This window comes from Acinetobacter sp. Ac8 (assembly GCF_055392545.1).
In genome coordinates, this window is sequence record NZ_AP043689.1 from 4745828 (window position 1) to 4767829 (window position 22002).

A 22002-nucleotide genomic window follows, 5' to 3' on the forward strand; every position below is an offset into this window, starting at 1 on the left:
TGTAAGTTCTATGCAAACTCAGTCCCAACAAGCACTTGGGTTTGCTGATGTTCAGCACTATAAACATAACCGTACAACTCATCTTTAAAGTGCAAACTCAACATAAAACCAAAAACTTTGGCTAAGGGTTGGGTATGGCCTAGGCTATTTTTACTATAAAGATAATGATGCGCTTCAATCGCTGTTTCGGCAAAGTTTTGTTCAAGTTTCTTTAACAGCTTGATCTCTGCTGGGTCGTCTAAGACCAAGACAAAGGGCTGTTCTTGATCAAACTGTTCTGCTTGGTCTAAATTCAACTCTTTTAATGTTTTAGATGCCTGATCAGAATTTAAAGCAATTCGAATATACTTTATTGCTTGTAAATTTTGCAATTCGACCTGGGTATTTGTCATACAACAGGTACTGATATACTCAGATGGAATATATTTTTCAGTCATCCACGTCCGATCATCTATGGTTTCTTGATCAATTTCTGAATCTACTGCAATAAACAGTGATGCCTCAGAATCCAGAAGTTGGGTTCTTTTCAGCAACTTAATCCAATCTTTATATGCGGTTGTCTCACCCCAATAATGATATTCAGTGCCAAATTGCTGATCGAGAATGCCCAGCTCAGTAAGATAGTGGTGAACCAACTCTGAAGCTGAACTTTCATCCCAGCTATGGAATAAGTTTTCTGGCAAAATAATATGGATATTCAAACGATTAAGTCGCGGTACTGCTTCTGCGACCTGTTGTTCTATCGGCTCATCCTCATAGTCACGATGAGGGTCAATCCAAGCAGGATGCATACGATATTCATGTGCAAGTTTGGCATCATAAAAGAGCGCTGAGTTTTTTAGGTGCTCTGCAATTTGATACAACGTTTCAGTATTCTGTTCTAATTGCTGCTGAATTAATGCGCTTATACGTTTTTGACGACTGGAAAGACTAGATGCCTCATCCTCTAACGGTTCTTCAATCTCTTGAACACGGAATGAAAGAATCGGTAAGCCATAGCCATTGACCAATTGCGAATCAAGCTCAGGACTTGCCACGTCTTGAAGCTGATCAAGCTGTGCTTCATTTTCGCCTAAGGCACTTAAACTTGTCGCTGAATAAACTTTCAAGTCTACCCATTCAATTTTTTCTTCAACTTTAGCTTCAGTGGTTTGTTGTTGTTCTGAACGTTGTTCTGCCTCAATTCTTTGTTGTTCTTTCTTCTCTTGACGGCTTTGATAAATCTTTTTGATCAACATTGGGCTTAGAATTAACAAAGTAATCGCCGCTGGAATCACCCCAAAGAAAATCAGAAAATCTTGCCCATTTGGGTCATATTTAATATCACGCCAATAAAACACCACGATTACCGAAACCAGTAATATTGTGCTGACTAAAGTTCCTAAAATTATTTTGATCACTTATGACACTCCAATCAGTGCATAACAGGTTTCATCATTGTCACTTTGAGTTTTTGGCATCACAAAAGCACCTTGTGCCAAACCGATTTGTGTTGTTGAGCTCAGTTGTAAAGGCTGGACTTCCTCTTTTGCCAAGACTAAACGTAGATCGACAAGTAAGGTGGGACTACACCAACTTTGCAGAATTTTCTTTAACTTCTTACTCAATTTTTTCTTGGGTAAAAATTCTAAATACTGTGCATGGCTCAATGGTCCAATTTGAATCTCAATTTTCCCATCAATTTGTCGGATCGTTTCTCCACAAAAAGTATTTACACCTAACAAAAAAGGCTGCTTGCCTCCCAAAGTGGTTTTCTGATCATCGCCGAGTTTAAACTTTTCGGTAATATATTCTTTGACTTCAACGTGTTGATTGAACACACAGGTCAGCATTGTCTTTAGTGCATGGGCGGTATTGTTTTGCCCCTGCATTAGCCCAGAAAATTCAGCAAAATAATCGTCTAGATCACTCTGTTGATGCTGTGTCCGAATATAACCATTTAATGCATGCAGGATTTCTAAGTAATTATTTTCTTTTTCAACTTCATAACGTACAGGCAGGTTATAACTTAAACTTGCTTCAACAAATTGAGCTGTAAGCTTATGATTAAATAAGCCTAAAAACTTTTGAACTTCAACACGCTGTTTACGCGGTGCTTGTTTCACTTTATTGGTATAGGTATACGGCATTGCGCCTTGCATACCGGTTAAACCGACAATCAAATTGGTAAGATGAATTTTTTCATCTTGTTGTTCGAGTAATTCAATTTCATGTTTTGGGAAGTTCAAATTTAATGAACTTTCAAAAAGAAAATCGTCAGACCAATTTTTTAAAACAGCGGTATTGGGCGCATGTCTAAATAATCGTGTGGTTTGGATAAATTCAAAAGCTGTAGGGGTTTTAAAAAGCTCATCAATTACAGAAGCTTCTTGCCACCAACGTTCTGTACGCATTGGTATAACTCCTGTTTTGTATTTAAATCTCGAACAAAAACGTCAACAAAACTGTTCATCTGTACTTTTAAGTTAAAGATATGACTGATCAATTCGCTGAAAATATATAAGCTATGCCCTCTAAAGACTTGGACATCCACATCCATTAAAACCTTGACCCCACGGACAAACATTGGAAAGGGTTTGGCTTCAACCAGTTTATTGGTGATTTCAAACTCAATTTTTTTTATTGCATCAATAATTAAATGATTTTCTTTAGATTTTGGTAAGTTATAAAGCTCTAATAATTCTTTAATATGGCTGACAGCATCACCCTTCATTAATGCTAAAGTATTTAATGAAAGATGCGAAATAATACGCCATTGTTCATTCTTATTTTTTTCAAATTGGAACGGTGCAGTAGGTCTTTTTAACACCAATGCACGACGAGCAACGGTACTGTCATTCAAATTCAAGACATTGTTTGACTGCCCCAAAGCTTCGTGCGGTAATTCACGATTGGAACATAACAATTTACAACTGACAAAATCAGACTTAATACTGTGTGGCTCTAATTGTTTAGAAATAATCGAATAACCCGTTTCGACATATTGATTTTGTAAAACGGTTGGATTTAATGCATAAAAAAACTGAATATCATCACCGTGATAATGACTCATGGCAAAGAAAGGTAAAATCGGATAAACCACTTGATCTTGGTTGCTTTTTTCACGGATCAAATTCATTTCAACGATTGAATACACTTGATAGAACTCAGGATGATGTGCATCCGTCATCAAAGGATATTCTAAGTTTTTATGATTGATTTTTTGTGGCTCAGCTTGTTTCTCAAACAAATTGACGACAGGGCTAGTAAATAACTTAAAATTTGCCACATTCAATTCTGAATAATTGCGAATAATGGCTTGATCATTTAAATTCAGTTTTAAATGGATCTGCACTTCAAAACTTAGATTATCTTCTTTTAATAATTTTAAAAAATCTAAATTCAAATTTAAATAACTAAACTTTTCAGGAAAGCAGAAATATTCGATTAATAATCGGTAAGCATGATGGGTATGTTGATCAACCGGCAATAAACTTTCATTTTCATCAAAGCCCATCATTTCAAACGGATTTTTTATCGCTACAACTTTATGATTGATACGAAGACTAAAACTGGTCTCTTTATGAAAAATATGATCCAAGACTTGCAAAGGAAAGTTTGAAATCGCATCCAAATAAATGGGCAGCTTTTCATTTTTCAACCAATTTTTAGCAGGGTTTAATAACTCAAATTTTAAATTTAATGTCGCATTTTGGTTTAAATGAATATGTGCACTAGGATTGGTTTGGAAACTCAGGCTTTCCAGTTGGATCGGCAGCAATTTAACTTCAGCACTGGTATTAAACTCACATTGGACACCTTTGAAACTTCTCGATTTTAAAGTGGTCCCTTTGGGAATAATATGAACATCTGTCAACTGTTTTTGTTTGTTTAAGTCTTCAAAACTCACAACTGAACACGCCGGAAAATGGCGTAAATATTGAGGAAACATCACCTCAAATAAAGAGCGTGTAAAGATGTCGTAACTATCCGCTAACTTTTTATCAATACGTGCGGCAATTAAAGAAAATGCCTGTATCAGGCGTTCAATATGTGGATCATCAATTTGTTCTTGATTTAAAGATAATCGTTGTGCAATTTTTGGGTATTTATCTGCAAAGGCACGCGACTGCTGTCCAAATTCTTGTAATTGCTTTTCATAATACGGTAAAAGTTCTTCTATCACGACATACCTACTTTATTTTAAGATCTGGCAGAAATCACATATTGCTGTGTTGTTGGCTTAAGTAAGGCATCAAAAATTACAGGTTCATAAAGTGGGTGGATATTTAAATAAGCTTGAATGCTTAGGCATAACGAACCAACATTTTGGTCATCTAACTGCATTTCTACTTTAATTTGTTTTAAGCGTGGTTCATGTGCAGCAATCGATTGTTCTATGGACTGGCAGATGGTATCTCGATCGGTTGGATTCGCTGTTGAAAGCCCAACAAAATCAATAATGCCAAATTGTATGATAGACTTTTTTACTAAAGGGAAATCATCGATTTCCAAATCTAGCTTGGCAATGCGTGTATTTAATAAGTCTTCTAAATCATGAGCAACAGACTCTCTTAACTCATGAATCGAAAGCCCTTTGATATAATCATCTTCAACAATTAAACGATCAAATAGTGTAGATCGAAATCCATATGGGTATAGTTGATCTAAATTCATAATGTATATTCTAATAATATGAAACAGATAGGGACCCGAGTCCCTATCTGTTCCAACAAACAATTAAGCAGCGTAAGATGCAGTATTGTTAGAAAGAGACCATTTCTTAGTAACGGCACCTTTAGCAGAACCGTTAATATCTTGTTGATTATAAGTCCACTCAACCGCAGCATATTTAAGACCAAATGCTTCAGTTGGAACACCTTCTTCATTTACCGTAGGCGTTACACTTGAAACAAGTACATGCTTAAGTTTGATTTGAAGGTACTTAATACGTTTGTCACCATTTGCACGGTAGAAGTCAATTTGAACTTCATCAAATGTATAACCCGCAGAACAAGCTTCCCAAAGTTTTGGACTAGTTGCATCCAAATCTTTAACAAAAAGCATATCTGAGTGTTCTACACGTTCAGCAGTATGACCACCAACGCTTGAAGAAGTCGCAGATTTCGGCTGGCGAATATTATGAGACCAAGAATTAACTTCTAGCCAATTTTTGTGCTCAGAATCACGTGACTCGCCATCAACCTTGTACTTGCCTTGAAATTGAACGTATATATCTTTCATTGGATTACCCTTATTTTTTAAAGTTATTATTTAGCCACGCTCTATTTTAATTCGAGGACTGAGGTAACTCAGTGACAAGTCGCAAAGAAACCGACAACTCATCTAGCTGGAAATGCGGTCTTAAGAAGACCACAGACTTGTAGTGCCCTGGCTCTGCAGGATTCTCTACAACTTTTACAGAAGCTTCACGCAATGGATACTGCGCTTTAGCTTCTTGTGAAGCACCATCATCAAGCAATACATATTGTGATAGCCATTCATTTAAAAATGCTTCTACATTACCCGCTGAAGCAAAGCTTCCGACTTTATCTCGCATCATTGCTTTTAAGTAATGTGCAATTCGAGAAACTGCCATGATGTATTGGATCTGGCTCGATAATGACGAGTTCGCATTTGCCGTATCACTGTCATACTTCTTCGGTTTTTGCGTAGACTGTGCACCAAAAAATGCTGCGTAATCTGTATTTTTACAATGAACAAGTGGAATAAAACCTAAGTCACTCAACTCTTTCTCACGACGGTCAGTGATCGCAATTTCAGTTGGGCACTTAAATACAACTTCACCATCATTGGTTTTGAAAGTATGTACTGGTAGGCCTTCGACCATACCACCACCTTCAACACCACGAATCGCAGCACACCAACCATGGAGGTCAAATGCATTGGTCAAACGAGTACCGAACGCATACGCGGCATTCATCCACAAATATTCATCATGGTTTTGCCCTGAAACCTCTTCCACAAAGTTAAAGCCTTCAGTCGCCCAACCTTCTTTTGGATCATAAGGCAAACGGCCTAAAACGCGTGGCATTGTCAACGCAACATAACGAGCGTCATCGCTTTCACGGAAAGAACGCCACTGTACATATTCTGCTGTTTCAAATACTTTTGAAACATCACGAGGACGATCAATATCTGTAAATGATTCAAGGCCTAACATATTACTGCTTGCTGCCGAAATAAACGGAGCATGTGCCGCTGCTGCAACATGTGAAATCTGTTCTAACAGATACATGTCTGAAGGAGTACGGTCAAACTCGAAGTCACCGATCAATGTCGCATAAGGTGCGCCACCGAATGAACCGTATTCTTCTTCATAAACTTTTTTAAACAAGGTACTCTGATCGAAATCTGTCGCGCCTTGGAAATCTTTAACCAATTCTTTTTTCGTTGTATTTAACATACGAATTTTGATCAATGGATTTGAAGGTGACTCCTGACAGAAGTAATACAAACCACGCCAAGTCGATTCAATTTTCTGAAACTGCTCATTGTGCATGATTTTACTGAGCTGCTTTGAAATCAACGCATCTATTTCAGCAATACGCTTATCAATCGATAAAGACATATTTTCTGAAACAGTGATTGTTCCTGCCATCACTTCTTTGGCTAATTCACCAATCAAGCTTTTCGCACGGTCATGCTCTTCGTCATTACGTGCAATGCGGCTACGCTCCACAATAGAATCAAGTAAACTTACTTCTTCTACGGCTGCATCTTGCACAGTATTGGTTTGTAAATTACTCATTTTCAGGACCCGCCTCAGCGCTTAATTTACGAATCTGATCAGTATTTTGTAAGACTTCATCAAGTAAATCTTCCAAACGCTCACTATTTGAAATCTTATTTCTCAAATCCGTTAAACGTTCACGAGCTTCAACTAATTTTCTCAATGGTTCTACTTGTTGTACCACTTGTTCTGGTCTGAAATCTTCCATCGATTTAAAGGTTAAATCGACCGACATACGCCCACCCTCTTCAGTTAGCGTATTTTCAACTTGATATGCAGCACGTGGAGACAACGACTCCATCACTTCATCAATGTTTTCTAAGTCGACATTGATAAATTTTTTATCTTTTAATTTGGTTTTTTCTAACTCAGAAGCAGCAGAAAAGTCACCTAAAACACCTACCACAAAAGGTAACTCTTTAATTTCTTTACCATCACCGACTTCAACATCATAAGTCAGTTGAACACGTGGTGGTCGGATTCGCTGTAATTTCTTCTGTACACTTTCACGTTTTGACATTTTTGTTATCCATTAATTTGGGCAATAAATTATGTTGGGAAATTAGGTCTCGCTGCTGGATTCGACGTTGCTGGCTTTGGTTTTGCAGGCGTCGCAGTAGGCTTTGTCGCTGGTTTTGCAGCAGGCGTTGAGCGTGTTGGTGTAGTACGGCTCTTCTGAGGGCGACTTACCTTCTGAGGACGAGCACGCTCTACAACTGGGGCACTTTCCTGATTTTTTTCAACCAAAACTGCTGCTGGCATTGCTTGTCTAACTGCGTCAGTAAAACTTTTCGCAACAGGATAGGTTTTATCCTCGGTCAAATATCTCATTTCACGCGTGCGCATTTTATTCAATGCATCAGATGCTAAGCCAATTCCTGCAAGGAATTTGACATCTGTTAATTCATTGCTTTGGATGTTTTGCGTTTCTAAATAATTGACAATTTGGATGGCTTTATCATTTTTCCCAATTTGCTGAAACTTTTCTGCCGCCGAGACCAACAGTTTGTTTTTATTGTCTTTATTTTTCTTATCACACAATTGTGAATAGACCGCCAACAACTCAGGATTGGTTTCTCCCTCGACCATTGGGTAATCTTTTATACAGGATCTTTTTAGTTTGATTTCATCATCCGCGTAGACCAATGTAGTCGCCAATGATGCTCCAAGAACTAAAATATATGGAATAAAATTCTTCAAAATCCAACCTCAATATTTACTTGATTCAGTTATTCAATAGATTTACTTTTGATGTTTTATAAATATGTATAATTAAGCAATTTCGTTAAAGACTTAAAAATAAGACTAAAAAAACGTGCTCTCGTCAAGTTAAATTTCGTATCAATATTTTAACCGTTTGATAAAAATGACTTTTTTAATTGGTTGTATAATATACATAATATCCTGTCTTCACAAAAGTTTTTTTTTATGTAAAATATTTCCAGTGATTTTTAAAAAATTATTAAATATTTGATTTCAATATACTAATTTTAATGCCAAATTTATAGGCTAGAAAATTTAGAATTTATTTGCCTAGAAATAAAGTTTTTTGAGAGAGACAGAAAATGACAGATCTAAAAGTTTTGATTAAAAAGTTATCAGCATCTTCACGTACATCTTTAGAACAATCCGCCAATTTATGTGTAAACCATCAAAATTTTGAAATCGAAATCGAACATTTTTTTGTCAAATTATTAGAACAACAATCCAATGATCTTGAACTTCTACTTAATAAATACAAAATTTCAAAAGATGCACTTTTAACGGATTTATTAGAGTGTATTTCTCAACTTCCTAAAGGAAATACCCGCACACCTATTTTTTCCAAATCAATTGTTAGACTTCTAGAGCAAGCTTGGTTACTTGCTTCGGCTGAACCAGACCCAGTGATCCGAAGCGGTCATTTATTGATTGCGCTTTTAACAGCATCTGATCTTTATCAAATTGCCATTCGAGCATCGAGTTTATTTGATCTGTTTCCAATTGATACGATGAAGCATAAATTTTTGGAAATTTGTGTAAACAGCGCTGAAAATATTCCAACAACCGCTCAAGAACAAGAAGCTGAACTTAAGAATCAACCAACAGACCATTCTGCTTCAAGCAAAAAGACGCCTGCATTAGATCAGTTCACCATTAATTTGACTGAAAAAGCCCAAAAAGGTGGGATTGATCCAGTCATTGGTCGTGAATATGAAATCCGTTTAATGCTTGATATCTTAATGCGTCGTCGTCAAAACAACCCAATTTTAACGGGTGAGCCTGGTGTGGGTAAAACCGCAGTTGTGGAAGGTCTGGCATTAAAAATTTCACAGAACCAAGTGCCCGATGCGTTAAAAAATGTCCAATTACACTCTTTGGATATGGGCCTGTTACAAGCAGGTGCAAGTGTTAAAGGTGAGTTTGAAAACCGCTTAAAACAAGTGATTCAAGAAGTGCAACAGTCTTCTCATCCAATTATTTTGTTTATTGATGAAGCTCACACCATGATTGGTGCAGGCGGCCAAGCTGGGCAAAATGATGCTGCGAACTTATTAAAACCTGCACTTGCACGCGGTGAGTTACGCACAATTGCAGCAACAACTTGGGCTGAATATAAACAGTATTTTGAAAAAGATGCTGCTTTAAGTCGTCGTTTCCAAGTGGTCAAAGTAGAAGAGCCAACTGAAGAAGTCGCGATCGATATGCTACGCGCCATGATTCCAGTGATGGCTAGTCACTTTAATTTACGCATTGATGATGAAGCAATTATCACCGCTGTTCATTCTTCACATCGTTATATTAGTGGTCGCCAACTCCCGGATAAAGCCATTAGTGTGCTTGACACCGCTGCGGCTCGTGTTGCGCTAACCCAAAATGCTCAACCGGTCAAACTCGATCAACTTAAAGCACAACAACATAATTTAAATCTTGAATTCAATATTATTGAAAATGAACACCGCCACCAGCCAATTCATGAAGAACGTTTAGCTCAGTTAACATCATCATTGGAATTGCTTGATCAAGAAATTCAGCAAACAGAACAACAATGGCAAGCTGAATTGGCACTGATTCAAAAAATCCAAGCATTAGAAACTGCTGAACAGGCTGATTCTAACAAAGATGAGATCTTCAATACACGTACGCAGTTAGCTGAGCTACAAGGTCAGCAGCCATTGGTCTTTGAACGTGTAAATGCCCAAATTATTAATGAAATTATTTCAGACTGGACGGGTATTCCTGTTGGCAAAATGGTCAATGATGAAATTAAGCAAATTCTCAGTCTGGAAGAAAAACTTGAAAAACGTGTGATGGGACAAGATTATGCCCTACATCAGTTGGTTCAAGGTATTAAAACATCAAAAGCACGTTTAGAAGACCCAAATAAACCACAGGGTGTTTTCATGCTTGTTGGTCCAAGTGGTGTAGGTAAAACAGAAACTGCCTTAGCACTTGCCAATGAACTTTATGGTGGTGAGTCACATTTAATCACCATCAATATGTCTGAATACCAAGAGGCGCATACGGTTTCTTCACTCAAAGGCGCGCCTCCAGGATATGTCGGGTATGGTCAAGGCGGTGTTTTGACTGAAGCCGTTCGACGTAATCCGTATAGCGTTGTGTTATTAGACGAGATTGAAAAAGCACACAGCGATGTCCAAGAACTGTTCTATCAAGTTTTTGACAAAGGTACGCTCGAAGATGGTGAAGGTCGTGTGATTGATTTTAAAAACACCACGATATTACTGACGTCAAACACGGGCTCAAATGCCATCATGCAGGCATGCCTAAATCAACCTGTCGAAGAATGGCCAAGTGCTGAAGAGCTGACTGAACAACTCAAACCAAGCTTATACAAACAATTTAAGCCGGCATTCTTAGGCCGTATGCGAATTGTCCCTTATTTCCCATTACATGATGATCTGTTAGTCAGAATTATTGAGCATAAACTAGGAAAAATTACAGCACGACTCGAAAAACAGTATGAAACCAAAGTGACATATAGCGATGATTTAATCGAATTAATTCTAAGTCGTTGTACTGAAGTTGATAGTGGCGCTCGTAATGTTGATAACATTTTAAATGCCTCAGTGTTACCTGCTTTGGCCACTGAAATATTGGTGGCTTTGGCTGAACAAAAAATACCAAAAGTCATTCATATTGATACGAAAGATGATGAAATCATTTACCTATTAGATCCACAAGCGAAGCCAGCAAAGAAAAAGTCGAGCAAAAAGTCAAAAGTTGTGGAAGCTTAATATATACGAGTATAGAAAATGGATATAAATTTAGACGTCTTATTAGAGCCTATTTCTGATGCTCATCCGTGTGGAGAAGATTTATCTTTTTCCAATGAGTTTCACGAAATTAAAAAAGCACGTACCCATGATGATCCTTTATTAGACCAAGGTGATTGGATTTCTGAGCCAAAGCAAGCCGACTGGTCATTTGTTGCAGAAAAATCAATCCAATTACTCACGCAAAAAACCAAAGATATTCGTTTATTAACATGGCTTACTGAAGCTTGGACAAACCTCTATGGCTTTGAAGGTCTAATCAAAGGACTGGAACTGAGTCACCGTGTTTTAGAACAGTTCTGGTTAAAGATTCATCCTGAAATTGAAGATGACGACTTAGATCAACGCCTAGGCTTACTGCAAGGTTTTACCACCCAATTACCGAGCTTGGTAAAGAATGTTCCGCTCATCAACATTCAACCATTTTATTCACTTGCCCAATACGAAAAATTCTTACATTTACAGAATAATCGTCGTAAGCAAGCCGAAGATTCTGACAGTGTAGAAGCGTCCTTAGAATTAGATCAATTCAATCAGGCGCTATTCAACACCTCACGCACTTTTCAATATCAAAATTATCAGCAATTTCAAGAAATTTTGCAGCATTGGAATATTATCAAACAAACATTAGATGCACTGATGGAGCTGGAAGCACCAAGTTTTGCGAGCATCGATTCACAGTTTGAAAATATTCAAATGAATCTGAAAAAAATCTATAAAGCAGACTCATTTGGAAACAACACCAATACAGCTGCAGTTGAAGATACCCCAGCTCAAATGACAATGCCAGTAACAGAAACAACGCATTCAGCGCCAATTCCACAAGCGCAAACATTTCAACCTCAACCACAAAGCCATTTACAAAACCGTGAACAGGCAATGCGGGTTTTACAAGAGATTGCCGATTACTTTCAAACCAATGAGCCGCATAGTCCTGTGAGTTATATGCTGCAAAAAACAATTAAATGGAGCCAAATGCCTTTACATGAATGGTTAACTCAAGTCATTAAAAATGATAATCCCCTTGATTCTATTCAAGAATTATTGGGCGTAAACCAAAATAATGAATCTTCTGAATGGTAATCATCTATGTTTAAAGCAGAAAAAGTTCTTTGGGGTGAAGGTTTATTTTTAAGACCACAACACTTCCAATTACAAGATACGTATCAAGAACAACGACTTAACCACACCATTCGTTCAACGATTCCTTATCCTTATGGAATTAAAAATCTTCGATTTGACGAAACACAGCTGGGCACACATGTGCTTGCTTTAGAGCAAATTGATATGATTTGGCAGGATGGTGAAATTTACCAAGCACCGGCCAAAGATCTGTTACCACAACCGATTTTATTGGATGAACTGAACTTGCGTGGGGAAATGTTAATTTACTTAGCATTGCCTATTTTACAACCGAATAAGAAGAACATCTCTGATGAACAGGATAAACAACCTGCTCGCTACCATTCATATTTGAATGAAACTCACGATCTTTTTACAGACGCATCCCCTGCTGAAATTACATTTCTTCGACGCCGAACTGAATTTAAACTTTTTGATGTTCAAGCAGATCCAAATCAAGATTTAGATGGTTTTTTATATCTTGCTATCGGAAAAATTCGACGTCATAGTTCAGGGAATTTTGAAATTGATTCAAAATATATTCCACCAATTTTACATATTCAGTCAAATGAAACCTTATTGGCAAATTTGAAGCGAACATTGAACGTTGTTCGTGCCAAAATTAAAATGATTCAAACCAATAACCGTGAAAATGAACAAAAGCTCATTGAATTTAGATCGGGTGATATTGTTTCATTCTGGTTGGTCAATGCACTGAATACTGCTCATGCGACCTTGAATCATCTGTTACAAAATCCGCAGATTCACCCTGAAAAACTATTTTTTGAACTTCTGCGTTTAACGGGTTCATTGCTGACATTCTCGACCGCATATGAAGTTGAACATTTACCACAATATCAACATCATAACTTGCAAGATAGCTTTAGCCAGCTTGATAAAATTTTACGCGAATTGCTCGATACAATTATTTCAAGTCGTTATATCAGTATTGCGCTAAAAGAAATTCGCCCATCTTATTGGGTCGGAAGCTTAGAAACAGATAAAATCACTAAAGAATCAAGACTTTATATCGCTGTTTCTAGTAGCATGATGCAAACCCATGAACTGATTCAAATTGTCCCACTGCGTTTCAAAGTCGGGAATACTGTCGATGTTGAACAACGTGTTGTTGCAGCACTTCCTGCAATCCCAATTCATCATTTAGTCCAAATTCCAACTGCTATCCCGGTACGTTCTGGTGTGAATTATTTTGAAATTGAACCACATCATGAAATGTATCAACGTATGCTTGATTCTGAAACCATCTGTATATATGTCCCTGCAGGTTTCCAAGATATCAGTATTGAATTAATTGCAGTGATGAATGGTTAAGCGAGGAGTATGTCATGAGCCAGAATAATATTGCCCCCTCACTGTTTGATGATGGACAAATTGGTGGAGGTTCTTTACCGCAACAATCCAAAATCACACAAGCAACCAATTTAGTCGATCTTCTACATGACGGATTTTATATTGTTTTCTTATTGAAGAATCAGTATGTGCCAGAAAATGCAAACGGCTTTAAAGACAAAATTTTAGATTTGTTGAATCGTTTTGAACACCAAGCAAAAAAACTGCAGTTTTCTCCTGAAGATATTCATGATGCAAAATATGCATATTGCGCCTTAATTGATGAAACCATTGTTACTCAACAAGATCCATCATTCTTTAATCTACAAAATCATTGGTTAATCAGTCCACTCCAATTAACTTTATTTGGTTCACAGCTTGCAGGTTATCGTTTCTTTGAGTTTCTCGAACTGATTCGTGCTCGTGGTAAAGAAAGATTGGCTTCTCTCGAAGTTTTTCATTATTGCTTATTGCTCGGTTTCCAAGGTAAGTATCGTATTGAATCAATTGAAAGTTTAAATCATCTTGTGGCACGAGTCGGTGATGAAATCGATTATTTAAAAGGCAAAAAGACGGCCTTTTCTCCTTTTGCGGCTTTACCAGATCAAATCAAAAATATTATTCATAAAGAATTACCCTTTGTTTGGATTTTAATTTTCCTGTTGTTATTTGCTGTACTGGCTTTCGCTGGCCTAAAATTCATGTTGAATAAGACGGAAAATGCTTCTATTGCGAAATTTAATAATGTGATTTCTGCACCTGCTGAACAAGCACATATCACTATTCAATTGCCTTGACAGGTTGAATTATGACACAAGAAAAACAAACATCTATTCGTATATTACAAAGTAAACCCGCTAAAAAAACATTGGGGAAATCGTCTGTTTTTCTACTTGGTTTAATTGCTGGGATGGTTATTTCTGCTATTTTCTTTTTTGTTTTTATCAATATCAACCCAACAGAAAATACCAGTACCAATACGGATTCGGTTGCAACACAAGAACCTGAACTACGCGATGTGCACGCTGAAGAAACAGCAACCAATCATCACGATGAAAATGCTGGTGCATATAAGCAGCATATCAATGAAAAAGATTTCAATCAGATTTTTAAACATGAAAATAAGGTTGCTGCTCAGAAAAATCCAAATCCGAATGCCTCCCCGTTTGAACAAATGCTAAAACCAGAGGCGAAACCAGCAGTGCCACCGCCAGCTGCAACCAGACCACAAGCTGCAATAACCGCAAAACCAGTACCAAAAGCGAAAGTAGAAGCAAAAGCAGAAACTGCGGCTAAACCTACTGAAAAAGAAGCCGCACCTAAAAAAGAGGAAGCGCAAGAAGCTTCCCCTGAAGGTACAGTGAAAGTGACGATAGACCGGAAAGTCATAGAAAATAAACCATGATTTTGTTTGTTGTCATTTGTTTTATCTTTTTGGTGCTTGGTCTAACTTTTCTGATGTCTTATGAAATTAGACATAAAACTTTAGACTACCTTAAAGCACTTTTACCGCAAGGTAAGAGAAAGCTGGCTTCTGCAAAGCACTTTGCAGAACAAATGAATCAAGCAGCCTCAGCCAATCAAACCCAAACCCATTGGCATTTACAGCAATGGTGGATTTTGATTGCGGGTTTCTTTTTACTTTCCAGCATTCTTGTTTTTGCATTTACCCGGCCAATTGATCCGACAAAGGTTGAAGCAGAATATTTAAGAAAAACTGACCCTCAAATTTATGCGCTATTAAATGGTGAGGTTTTAACCCCTCCTCCAGCAGTGGATGAAAGCTTAATTGATGCTGCGATTGTTCAAGCACAGATATTGGAAAGAGAAAATCCTGTTCCAAATCATCAATTTCCGAGTGTAAATCCATCAGCTATAGATAATGAAGGGATTGGAGATCAACGTAGCAGCTTCGATACAGCAATGGTTGACCGTAAATGGGACAAAATGCATCCAAGTTATAAGCAGCGTTTACTCATGGTCTTTAAAATCATGAAAGAGCGCCATGGTTATGAAATGGTGCTTTTAGAAGGTTATCGTAGTCCAGAACGTCAAACTCGTTTATCTGGCAATACAGCCACGACTTTAGCCAAAGCCTATCAAAGTTATCATCAATTTGGTTTAGCAGCCGATGTTGCCTTTAAACGAGATGGTAAAGTTGTTATTTCTGAACGAGATCCTTGGGCATGGAAAGGTTATCAATTGTATGGGGTTGTTGCTGAATCTGTAGGTTTAACATGGGGTGGGCGTTGGACACGCATTCACGACTATGGTCATACTGAGTTCCGTATGCCAGGACTGCGTAAAAACCGTGAATCTGCTGAACGCTTGATTGCTGAAGCACAAGGCAAAGGACTTATGGCAAATAATATCGATGTAAATTAATTGCCATATTGTCTGTGTAGGAAAATGCTTACAGCAATCACAGCGATTGTCATCTATACGATCAAAGCCTAGTCTTATATTCTATAGTTATAGGGAACAGGAAGTTTCCCAGACATAAAACAACAATAAAGCGTCTGAGCATCAGGAACGTGAGATTCGACAGGAGTCAGATCTAACACACCAATACGAAGAAAACCCCATCAGGATGATGGGGTTTTCTTTTTATATCTATAGAATATCTGATTCACATCATATTGTTTGAGAATCTATAAACCATTTAAATACGTAATAATCTGTTGATTTTCAGCCATTTCTGCAAGCTCTAATGCGGTAAATTGGCTTTTATAGTCTTTGTTTGCGCCTTTAGAAATTAATAATTTAACGATATCTAAATGATCATTTTCCGCCGCAGCTTGTAGCGCACTATAGCCCTCATCATCAGTTTGATTGACATCAACACCTTGTGATAATAGTTGTTCGACCTGTTCAAACTCTCCTAAAGATGCAGCATACACCAGTTCAGGAAGATGTAATTCTTCATCATTATTAGGAAGCGGTGAGAATGAGTTAAGTTTCATAAGAAATACCAAATTTTTGTTCAATTATTATTTAGCTAAAAATTTTAAAGGTCAACAGTTCATTATTCAATGAATTCAGTCATCAATTAGCTCAATATAAATAGATCTGTTTCATTTCGCCAATCAACACCACACATAAAAAAACACCCCGCTCTCGTTAGAGATCGGGGTGTTTTAGATTTAAAAGCTGGCGATGACTTACTCTCACATGGGTAACCCCACACTACCATCAGCGCTAAGAGGTTTCACTTCTGAGTTCGGGAAGGGATCAGGTGGTTCACTCTTGCTATTGTCGCCAGCAAACTGTTATGGACTTGTTCGGGTCTTATTTAAATGCCTTACTTCGTACCAAATCTTGCGCTCGGGCAAAGCGTTGCTTTGCTTACCCTCGCTCAAACAGAACATTTGAGTTGAATAGTTTAACTAGCTTTACAACTAAATCAAGTATGTTTGATCTTTTATGAATCAAATGATGCTTCATATACAACTGCTTGGGTGTTGTATAGTCAAGCCTCACGAGCAATTAGTATTGGTCAGCTTCATGCGTCACCGCACTTCCACATCCAACCTATCAACGTCGTAGTCTTCAACGGCTCTTTAGAGGACATAAAGTCCTAGGGAAATCTTATCTTGAGGTAGGCTTCCCGCTTAGATGCTTTCAGCGGTTATCCCTTCCGAACATAGCTACCCGGCGATGCGACTGGCGTCACAACCGGTACACCAGAGGTTCGTCCACTCTGGTCCTCTCGTACTAGGAGCAGATCCTCTCAAATTTCCAACGCCCACGGTAGATAGGGACCGAACTGTCTCACGACGTTCTAAACCCAGCTCGCGTACCTCTTTAAATGGCGAACAGCCATACCCTTGGGACCTGCTTCAGCCCCAGGATGAGATGAGCCGACATCGAGGTGCCAAACACCGCCGTCGATATGAACTCTTGGGCGGTATCAGCCTGTTATCCCCAGAGTACCTTTTATCCGTTGAGCGATGGCCCTTCCATACAGAACCACCGGATCACTAAGACCTACTTTCGTACCTGCTCGACTTGTGGGTCTCGCAGTTAAGCGCGCTTTTGCCTTTATACTCTACGCGTGATTTCCGACCACGCTGAGCGCACCTTCGTACTCCTCCGTTACTCTTTAGGAGGAGACCGCCCCAGTCAAACTACCCACCAGACATGGTCCTCGTCCCGGATAACGGGACAGAGTTAGAACCTCAATATTACCAGGGTGGTATTTCAAGGATGGCTCCATAGCAACTGGCGTCACTACTTCAAAGCCTCCCACCTATCCTACACAAGTAAGATCAAAGTTCAATGTCAAGCTGCAGTAAAGGTTCACGGGGTCTTTCCGTCTAGCCGCGGGTACACCGCATCTTCACGGCGATTTCGATTTCACTGAGCCTCTGCTGGAGACAGCGCCCCCATCATTATGCCATTCGTGCAGGTCGGAACTTACCCGACAAGGAATTTCGCTACCTTAGGACCGTTATAGTTACGGCCGCCGTTTACTGGGGCTTCGATCAAGAGCTTCGCTTACGCTAACCCCATCAATTAACCTTCCAGCACCGGGCAGGCATCACACCCTATACGTCCACTTTCGTGTTTGCAGAGTGCTATGTTTTTAATAAACAGTTGCAGGGGCCTGGTTTCTGTGGCTGCCAATAGCTCAAGGAGCAAGTCCTATCACCGTCAGCAGCGTACCTTCTCCCGAAGTTACGGTACCATTTTGCCTAGTTCCTTCAGCAGAGTTCTCTCAAGCGCTTTGGTCTACTCGACCTGACCACCTGTGTCGGTTTAGGGTACGATTCCTGTGTAACTGAAGCTTAGAGACTTTTCCTGGAAGCATAGTATCAGCCACTTCGCTAGTAAACTAGCTTGCTATCAGCTCTCAGCATAGAGCACCCCGGATTTGCCTAAGATGCATGCCTACTGCCTTTCACCTGGACAACCAACGCCAGGCTGACTTAACTTTCTCCGTCCTCTCATCGCATTACACAGAAGTATTGGAATATTAACCAATTTCCCATCGACTACGCCTCTCGGCCTCGCCTTAGGGGTCGACTCACCCAGCCCCGATTAACGTTGGACTGGAACCCTTGGTCTTTCAGCGAACGGGTTTTTCACCCGTTTTGTCGTTACTCACGTCAGCATTCGCACTTCTGATACCTCCAGCATACTTCTCAATACACCTTCATCGGCTTACAGAACGCTCCCCTACCACGTATACATAGTATACATCCGCAGCTTCGGCATATAGTTTTAGCCCCGTTACATCTTCCGCGCAGGCCGACTCGACTAGTGAGCTATTACGCTTTCTTTAAAGGGTGGCTGCTTCTAAGCCAACCTCCTAGCTGTCTATGCCTTCCCACATCGTTTCCCACTTAACTATAATTTGGGGGCCTTAGCTGGCGGTCTGGATTGTTTTCCTCTTGACTACGGACGTTAGCACCCGCAGTCTGTCTCCCGGATAGTACTCATAGGTATTCGGAGTTTGCATCGGTTTGGTAAGTCGGGATGACCCCCTAGCCGAAACAGTGCTCTACCCCCTATGGTATTCGTCCGAGGCGCTACCTAAATAGCTTTCGGGGAGAACCAGCTATCACCGAGTTTGATTAGCCTTTCACCCCTATCCACAAGTCATCCCCTGGCTTTTCAACGACAGTGGGTTCGGTCCTCCAGTTAGTGTTACCCAACCTTCAACCTGCTCATGGATAGATCACCCGGTTTCGGGTCTATACCCAGCAACTAAACGCCCTATTAAGACTCGATTTCTCTACGGCTCCCCTATACGGTTAACCTTGCTACTGAATATAAGTCGCTGACCCATTATACAAAAGGTACGCAGTCACCAAACAAGTTGGCTCCCACTGCTTGTATGCATGCGGTTTCAGGATCTATTTCACTCCCCTCACAGGGGTTCTTTTCGCCTTTCCCTCACGGTACTGGTTCACTATCGGTCAGTCAGGAGTATTTAGCCTTGGAGGATGGTCCCCCCATATTCAGACAAGGTTTCACGTGCCTCGCCCTACTCGTCATCATTATATGTGCCCTTTCGTGTACGGGACTATCACCCTCTACGGTAGCACTTCCCAGAGCTTTCCGCTAAAACACATATAACTTAATGGGCTGATCCCCGTTCGCTCGCCGCTACTGAGGGAATCTCAATTGATTTCTTTTCCTAAGGGTACTGAGATGTTTCACTTCCCCTCGTTCGCCTCGCATGACTATGTATTCATCATGCGATACCTACCTTATGGTAAGTGGGTTTCCCCATTCAGAAATCTCCGGATCACAGGATATTTGCCGCCTCCCCGAAGCTTATCGCAGGCTATTACGTCTTTCATCGCCTCTGACTGCCAAGGCATCCACCACATGCACTTAATTACTTGACTATACAACCCCAAACAGTCGTTAATCCCTACAAGGAGGATCAACAATGTGAACTTAATCACTTCTATTTGTTGCCTGTGAACTTAATCACCATACAGCTTCAATTTAATTCATATACCAAAACGCTTGATTCAGTTTTATCGCTAGTGCTCATTTCACTCAACATTAACAATTACTTGCTAACATCAACTAAAACGAGTTTAAACAATTATTTCAACTCAAATATATTCTGTTAATGATTCACTACCGCCTCGTCAGCGAGTAGTTAACTGTGATAAATCACAGAACTTAATAAGCTATCGGCTTACTAAGTTCTGTAATCACTTAGTCTTTAATTAGTGGTGGAGACTAACGGAGTCGAACCGTTGACCTCCTGCGTGCAAAGCAGGCGCTCTACCAACTAAGCTAAGTCCCCAGCTTAAGATCTTAATATATCTGCTCTTCTGTGTTCAGTAGACTTGGTGGGTCTGACAAGACTTGAACTTGTGACCCCACGCTTATCAAGCGTGTGCTCTAACCAACTGAGCTACAGACCCTCAGATACATCAATGAAGAACAACTTGTTGTGGATTCTTACCAATCGTCAATCTTTCGTTAAGGAGGTGATCCAGCCGCAGGTTCCCCTACGGCTACCTTGTTACGACTTCACCCCAGTCATCGGCCACACCGTGGTAAGCGTCCTCCTTACGGTTAGACTACCTACTTCTGGTGCAACAAACTCCCATGGTGTGACGGGCGGTGTGTACAAGGCCCGGGAACGTATTCACCGCGGCATTCTGATCCGCGATTACTAGCGATTCCGACTTCATGGAGTCGAGTTGCAGACTCCAATCCGGACTACGATCGGCTTTTTGAGATTAGCATCCTATCGCTAGGTAGCAACCCTTTGTACCGACCATTGTAGCACGTGTGTAGCCCTGGTCGTAAGGGCCATGATGACTTGACGTCGTCCCCGCCTTCCTCCAGTTTGTCACTGGCAGTATCCTTAAAGTTCCCACCCGAAGTGCTGGCAAATAAGGAAAAGGGTTGCGCTCGTTGCGGGACTTAACCCAACATCTCACGACACGAGCTGACGACAGCCATGCAGCACCTGTATGTAAGTTCCCGAAGGCACCAATCCATCTCTGGAAAGTTCTTACTATGTCAAGACCAGGTAAGGTTCTTCGCGTTGCATCGAATTAAACCACATGCTCCACCGCTTGTGCGGGCCCCCGTCAATTCATTTGAGTTTTAGTCTTGCGACCGTACTCCCCAGGCGGTCTACTTATCGCGTTAGCTGCGCCACTAAAGCCTCAAAGGCCCCAACGGCTAGTAGACATCGTTTACGGCATGGACTACCAGGGTATCTAATCCTGTTTGCTCCCCATGCTTTCGTACCTCAGCGTCAGTATTAGGCCAGATGGCTGCCTTCGCCATCGGTATTCCTCCAGATCTCTACGCATTTCACCGCTACACCTGGAATTCTACCATCCTCTCCCATACTCTAGCTTCCCAGTATCGAATGCAATTCCCAAGTTAAGCTCGGGGATTTCACATCCGACTTAAAAAGCCGCCTACGCACGCTTTACGCCCAGTAAATCCGATTAACGCTCGCACCCTCTGTATTACCGCGGCTGCTGGCACAGAGTTAGCCGGTGCTTATTCTGCGAGTAACGTCCACTCATCCTAGGTATTAACTAGAAGAGCCTCCTCCTCGCTTAAAGTGCTTTACAACCATAAGGCCTTCTTCACACACGCGGCATGGCTGGATCAGGGTTCCCCCCATTGTCCAATATTCCCCACTGCTGCCTCCCGTAGGAGTCTGGGCCGTGTCTCAGTCCCAGTGTGGCGGATCATCCTCTCAGACCCGCTACAGATCGTCGCCTTGGTAGGCCTTTACCCCACCAACTAGCTAATCCGACTTAGGCTCATCTATTAACGCAAGGTCACAAGTGATCCCCTGCTTTCCCCCGTAGGGCGTATGCGGTATTAGCATCCCTTTCGAGATGTTGTCCCCCATTAATAGGCAGATTCCTAAGTATTACTCACCCGTCCGCCGCTAGGTCAATTACCGAAGCAATCTCCCCCGCTCGACTTGCATGTGTTAAGCCTGCCGCCAGCGTTCAATCTGAGCCATGATCAAACTCTTCAGTTAAAAATCATTAGTGACTTAAGGTCACAATTCTG

At 40.3% G+C, this 22002-nt stretch carries 15 protein-coding genes, 2 tRNA genes and 3 rRNA genes; 6 read left to right on the forward strand and 14 right to left on the reverse strand.

Features of this window, described 5'->3' with window-relative positions:
- Positions 1–8: 8 nt before the first annotated feature.
- The 8 genes from ACZ5QH_RS22515 to ACZ5QH_RS22550 all read right to left on the reverse strand — a co-directional run bounded on the left by ACZ5QH_RS22515 (position 9) and on the right by ACZ5QH_RS22550 (position 7933).
- Positions 9–1400, reverse strand: coding sequence for a hypothetical protein (locus ACZ5QH_RS22515; RefSeq protein WP_244014478.1), 1392 nt, complete (start codon positions 1398–1400; stop codon positions 9–11).
- A complete protein-coding gene (gene tssG / locus ACZ5QH_RS22520) occupies positions 1401–2393 on the reverse strand; it encodes a type VI secretion system baseplate subunit TssG (RefSeq protein ID WP_034617199.1) in 993 nt (330 codons plus the stop codon).
- Positions 2357–4165: a type VI secretion system baseplate subunit TssF gene (gene tssF / locus ACZ5QH_RS22525; protein ID WP_303577559.1), complete on the reverse strand. Its 1809-nt coding sequence runs from the start codon at positions 4163–4165 to the stop codon at positions 2357–2359. Before tssF ends, tssG begins: the two co-directional genes overlap by 37 nt.
- Positions 4166–4182: 17 nt before the next feature.
- The gene (gene tssE / locus ACZ5QH_RS22530) at positions 4183–4656 is read right to left on the reverse strand and encodes a type VI secretion system baseplate subunit TssE (protein ID WP_034617192.1); all 474 of its coding nucleotides are present in this window, start codon (positions 4654–4656) and stop codon (positions 4183–4185) included.
- 63 nt (positions 4657–4719) lie between these two features.
- On the reverse strand, positions 4720–5223 hold the full coding sequence (locus ACZ5QH_RS22535) for an Hcp family type VI secretion system effector (protein ID WP_004723558.1): 504 nt from the start codon (positions 5221–5223) through the stop codon (positions 4720–4722).
- Between the two features lie 46 nt (positions 5224–5269).
- Positions 5270–6751 carry a type VI secretion system contractile sheath large subunit gene (gene tssC, locus ACZ5QH_RS22540; protein WP_004823591.1) on the reverse strand — a complete coding sequence of 494 codons (1482 nt, stop codon included), beginning with the start codon at positions 6749–6751 and terminating at the stop codon, positions 5270–5272.
- The gene (tssB, locus tag ACZ5QH_RS22545; RefSeq protein ID WP_004723560.1) at positions 6744–7253 is read right to left on the reverse strand and encodes a type VI secretion system contractile sheath small subunit; all 510 of its coding nucleotides are present in this window, start codon (positions 7251–7253) and stop codon (positions 6744–6746) included. Before tssB ends, tssC begins: the two co-directional genes overlap by 8 nt.
- A 29-nt stretch (positions 7254–7282) precedes the next feature.
- Entirely contained in the window at positions 7283–7933 is a 651-nt protein-coding gene (locus ACZ5QH_RS22550; protein ID WP_303577558.1) for a hypothetical protein, read from the reverse strand.
- Between the two features lie 365 nt (positions 7934–8298).
- On the opposite strand from ACZ5QH_RS22550, the gene tssH reads away from it, so the two are divergent.
- The 6 genes from tssH to ACZ5QH_RS22580 are packed head-to-tail and all read left to right on the forward strand — an operon-like array spanning position 8299 to position 15867.
- Entirely contained in the window at positions 8299–10971 is a 2673-nt protein-coding gene (gene tssH, locus ACZ5QH_RS22555; RefSeq protein WP_270385320.1) for a type VI secretion system ATPase TssH, read from the forward strand.
- Between the two features lie 18 nt (positions 10972–10989).
- Positions 10990–12093 (forward strand): type VI secretion system protein TssA, encoded by a 1104-nt coding sequence (gene tssA / locus ACZ5QH_RS22560; RefSeq protein WP_004723563.1) that lies wholly within the window; start codon positions 10990–10992, stop codon positions 12091–12093.
- Positions 12094–12099: 6 nt separating this feature from the next.
- Positions 12100–13464 (forward strand): type VI secretion system baseplate subunit TssK, encoded by a 1365-nt coding sequence (gene tssK, locus ACZ5QH_RS22565; RefSeq protein ID WP_004823587.1) that lies wholly within the window; start codon positions 12100–12102, stop codon positions 13462–13464.
- A 14-nt stretch (positions 13465–13478) separates the two neighbouring features.
- Positions 13479–14279, forward strand: a complete 801-nt coding sequence (gene icmH, locus ACZ5QH_RS22570) for a type IVB secretion system protein IcmH/DotU (protein WP_004723567.1) — start codon at positions 13479–13481, stop codon at positions 14277–14279.
- A gap of 11 nt (positions 14280–14290) precedes the next feature.
- The gene (locus ACZ5QH_RS22575; protein WP_209828862.1) at positions 14291–14887 is read left to right on the forward strand and encodes a hypothetical protein; all 597 of its coding nucleotides are present in this window, start codon (positions 14291–14293) and stop codon (positions 14885–14887) included.
- On the forward strand, positions 14884–15867 hold the full coding sequence (locus tag ACZ5QH_RS22580) for a M15 family metallopeptidase (RefSeq protein ID WP_004823585.1): 984 nt from the start codon (positions 14884–14886) through the stop codon (positions 15865–15867). Before ACZ5QH_RS22575 ends, ACZ5QH_RS22580 begins: the two co-directional genes overlap by 4 nt.
- 266 nt (positions 15868–16133) lie before the next feature.
- Here the strand turns inward: ACZ5QH_RS22580 and ACZ5QH_RS22585 are convergent, their stop codons facing one another.
- The 6 genes from ACZ5QH_RS22585 to ACZ5QH_RS22610 form a co-directional block, all read right to left on the reverse strand.
- A complete protein-coding gene (locus ACZ5QH_RS22585; protein WP_275059684.1) occupies positions 16134–16445 on the reverse strand; it encodes an ankyrin repeat domain-containing protein in 312 nt (103 codons plus the stop codon).
- 185 nt (positions 16446–16630) lie between these two features.
- Positions 16631–16745, reverse strand: a 5S ribosomal RNA gene (rrf, locus tag ACZ5QH_RS22590).
- A 202-nt stretch (positions 16746–16947) separates the two neighbouring features.
- A 23S ribosomal RNA gene (locus tag ACZ5QH_RS22595) occupies positions 16948–19838 on the reverse strand.
- Between the two features lie 337 nt (positions 19839–20175).
- Positions 20176–20251, reverse strand: a tRNA-Ala gene (locus ACZ5QH_RS22600).
- Positions 20252–20295: 44 nt separating this feature from the next.
- Positions 20296–20372, reverse strand: a tRNA-Ile gene (locus ACZ5QH_RS22605).
- 59 nt (positions 20373–20431) lie between these two features.
- Positions 20432–21970 (reverse strand): 16S ribosomal RNA (locus ACZ5QH_RS22610).
- The 16S, 23S and 5S rRNA genes sit together here with 2 tRNA genes alongside, the layout of an rRNA operon.
- Positions 21971–22002 lie beyond the last annotated feature (32 nt).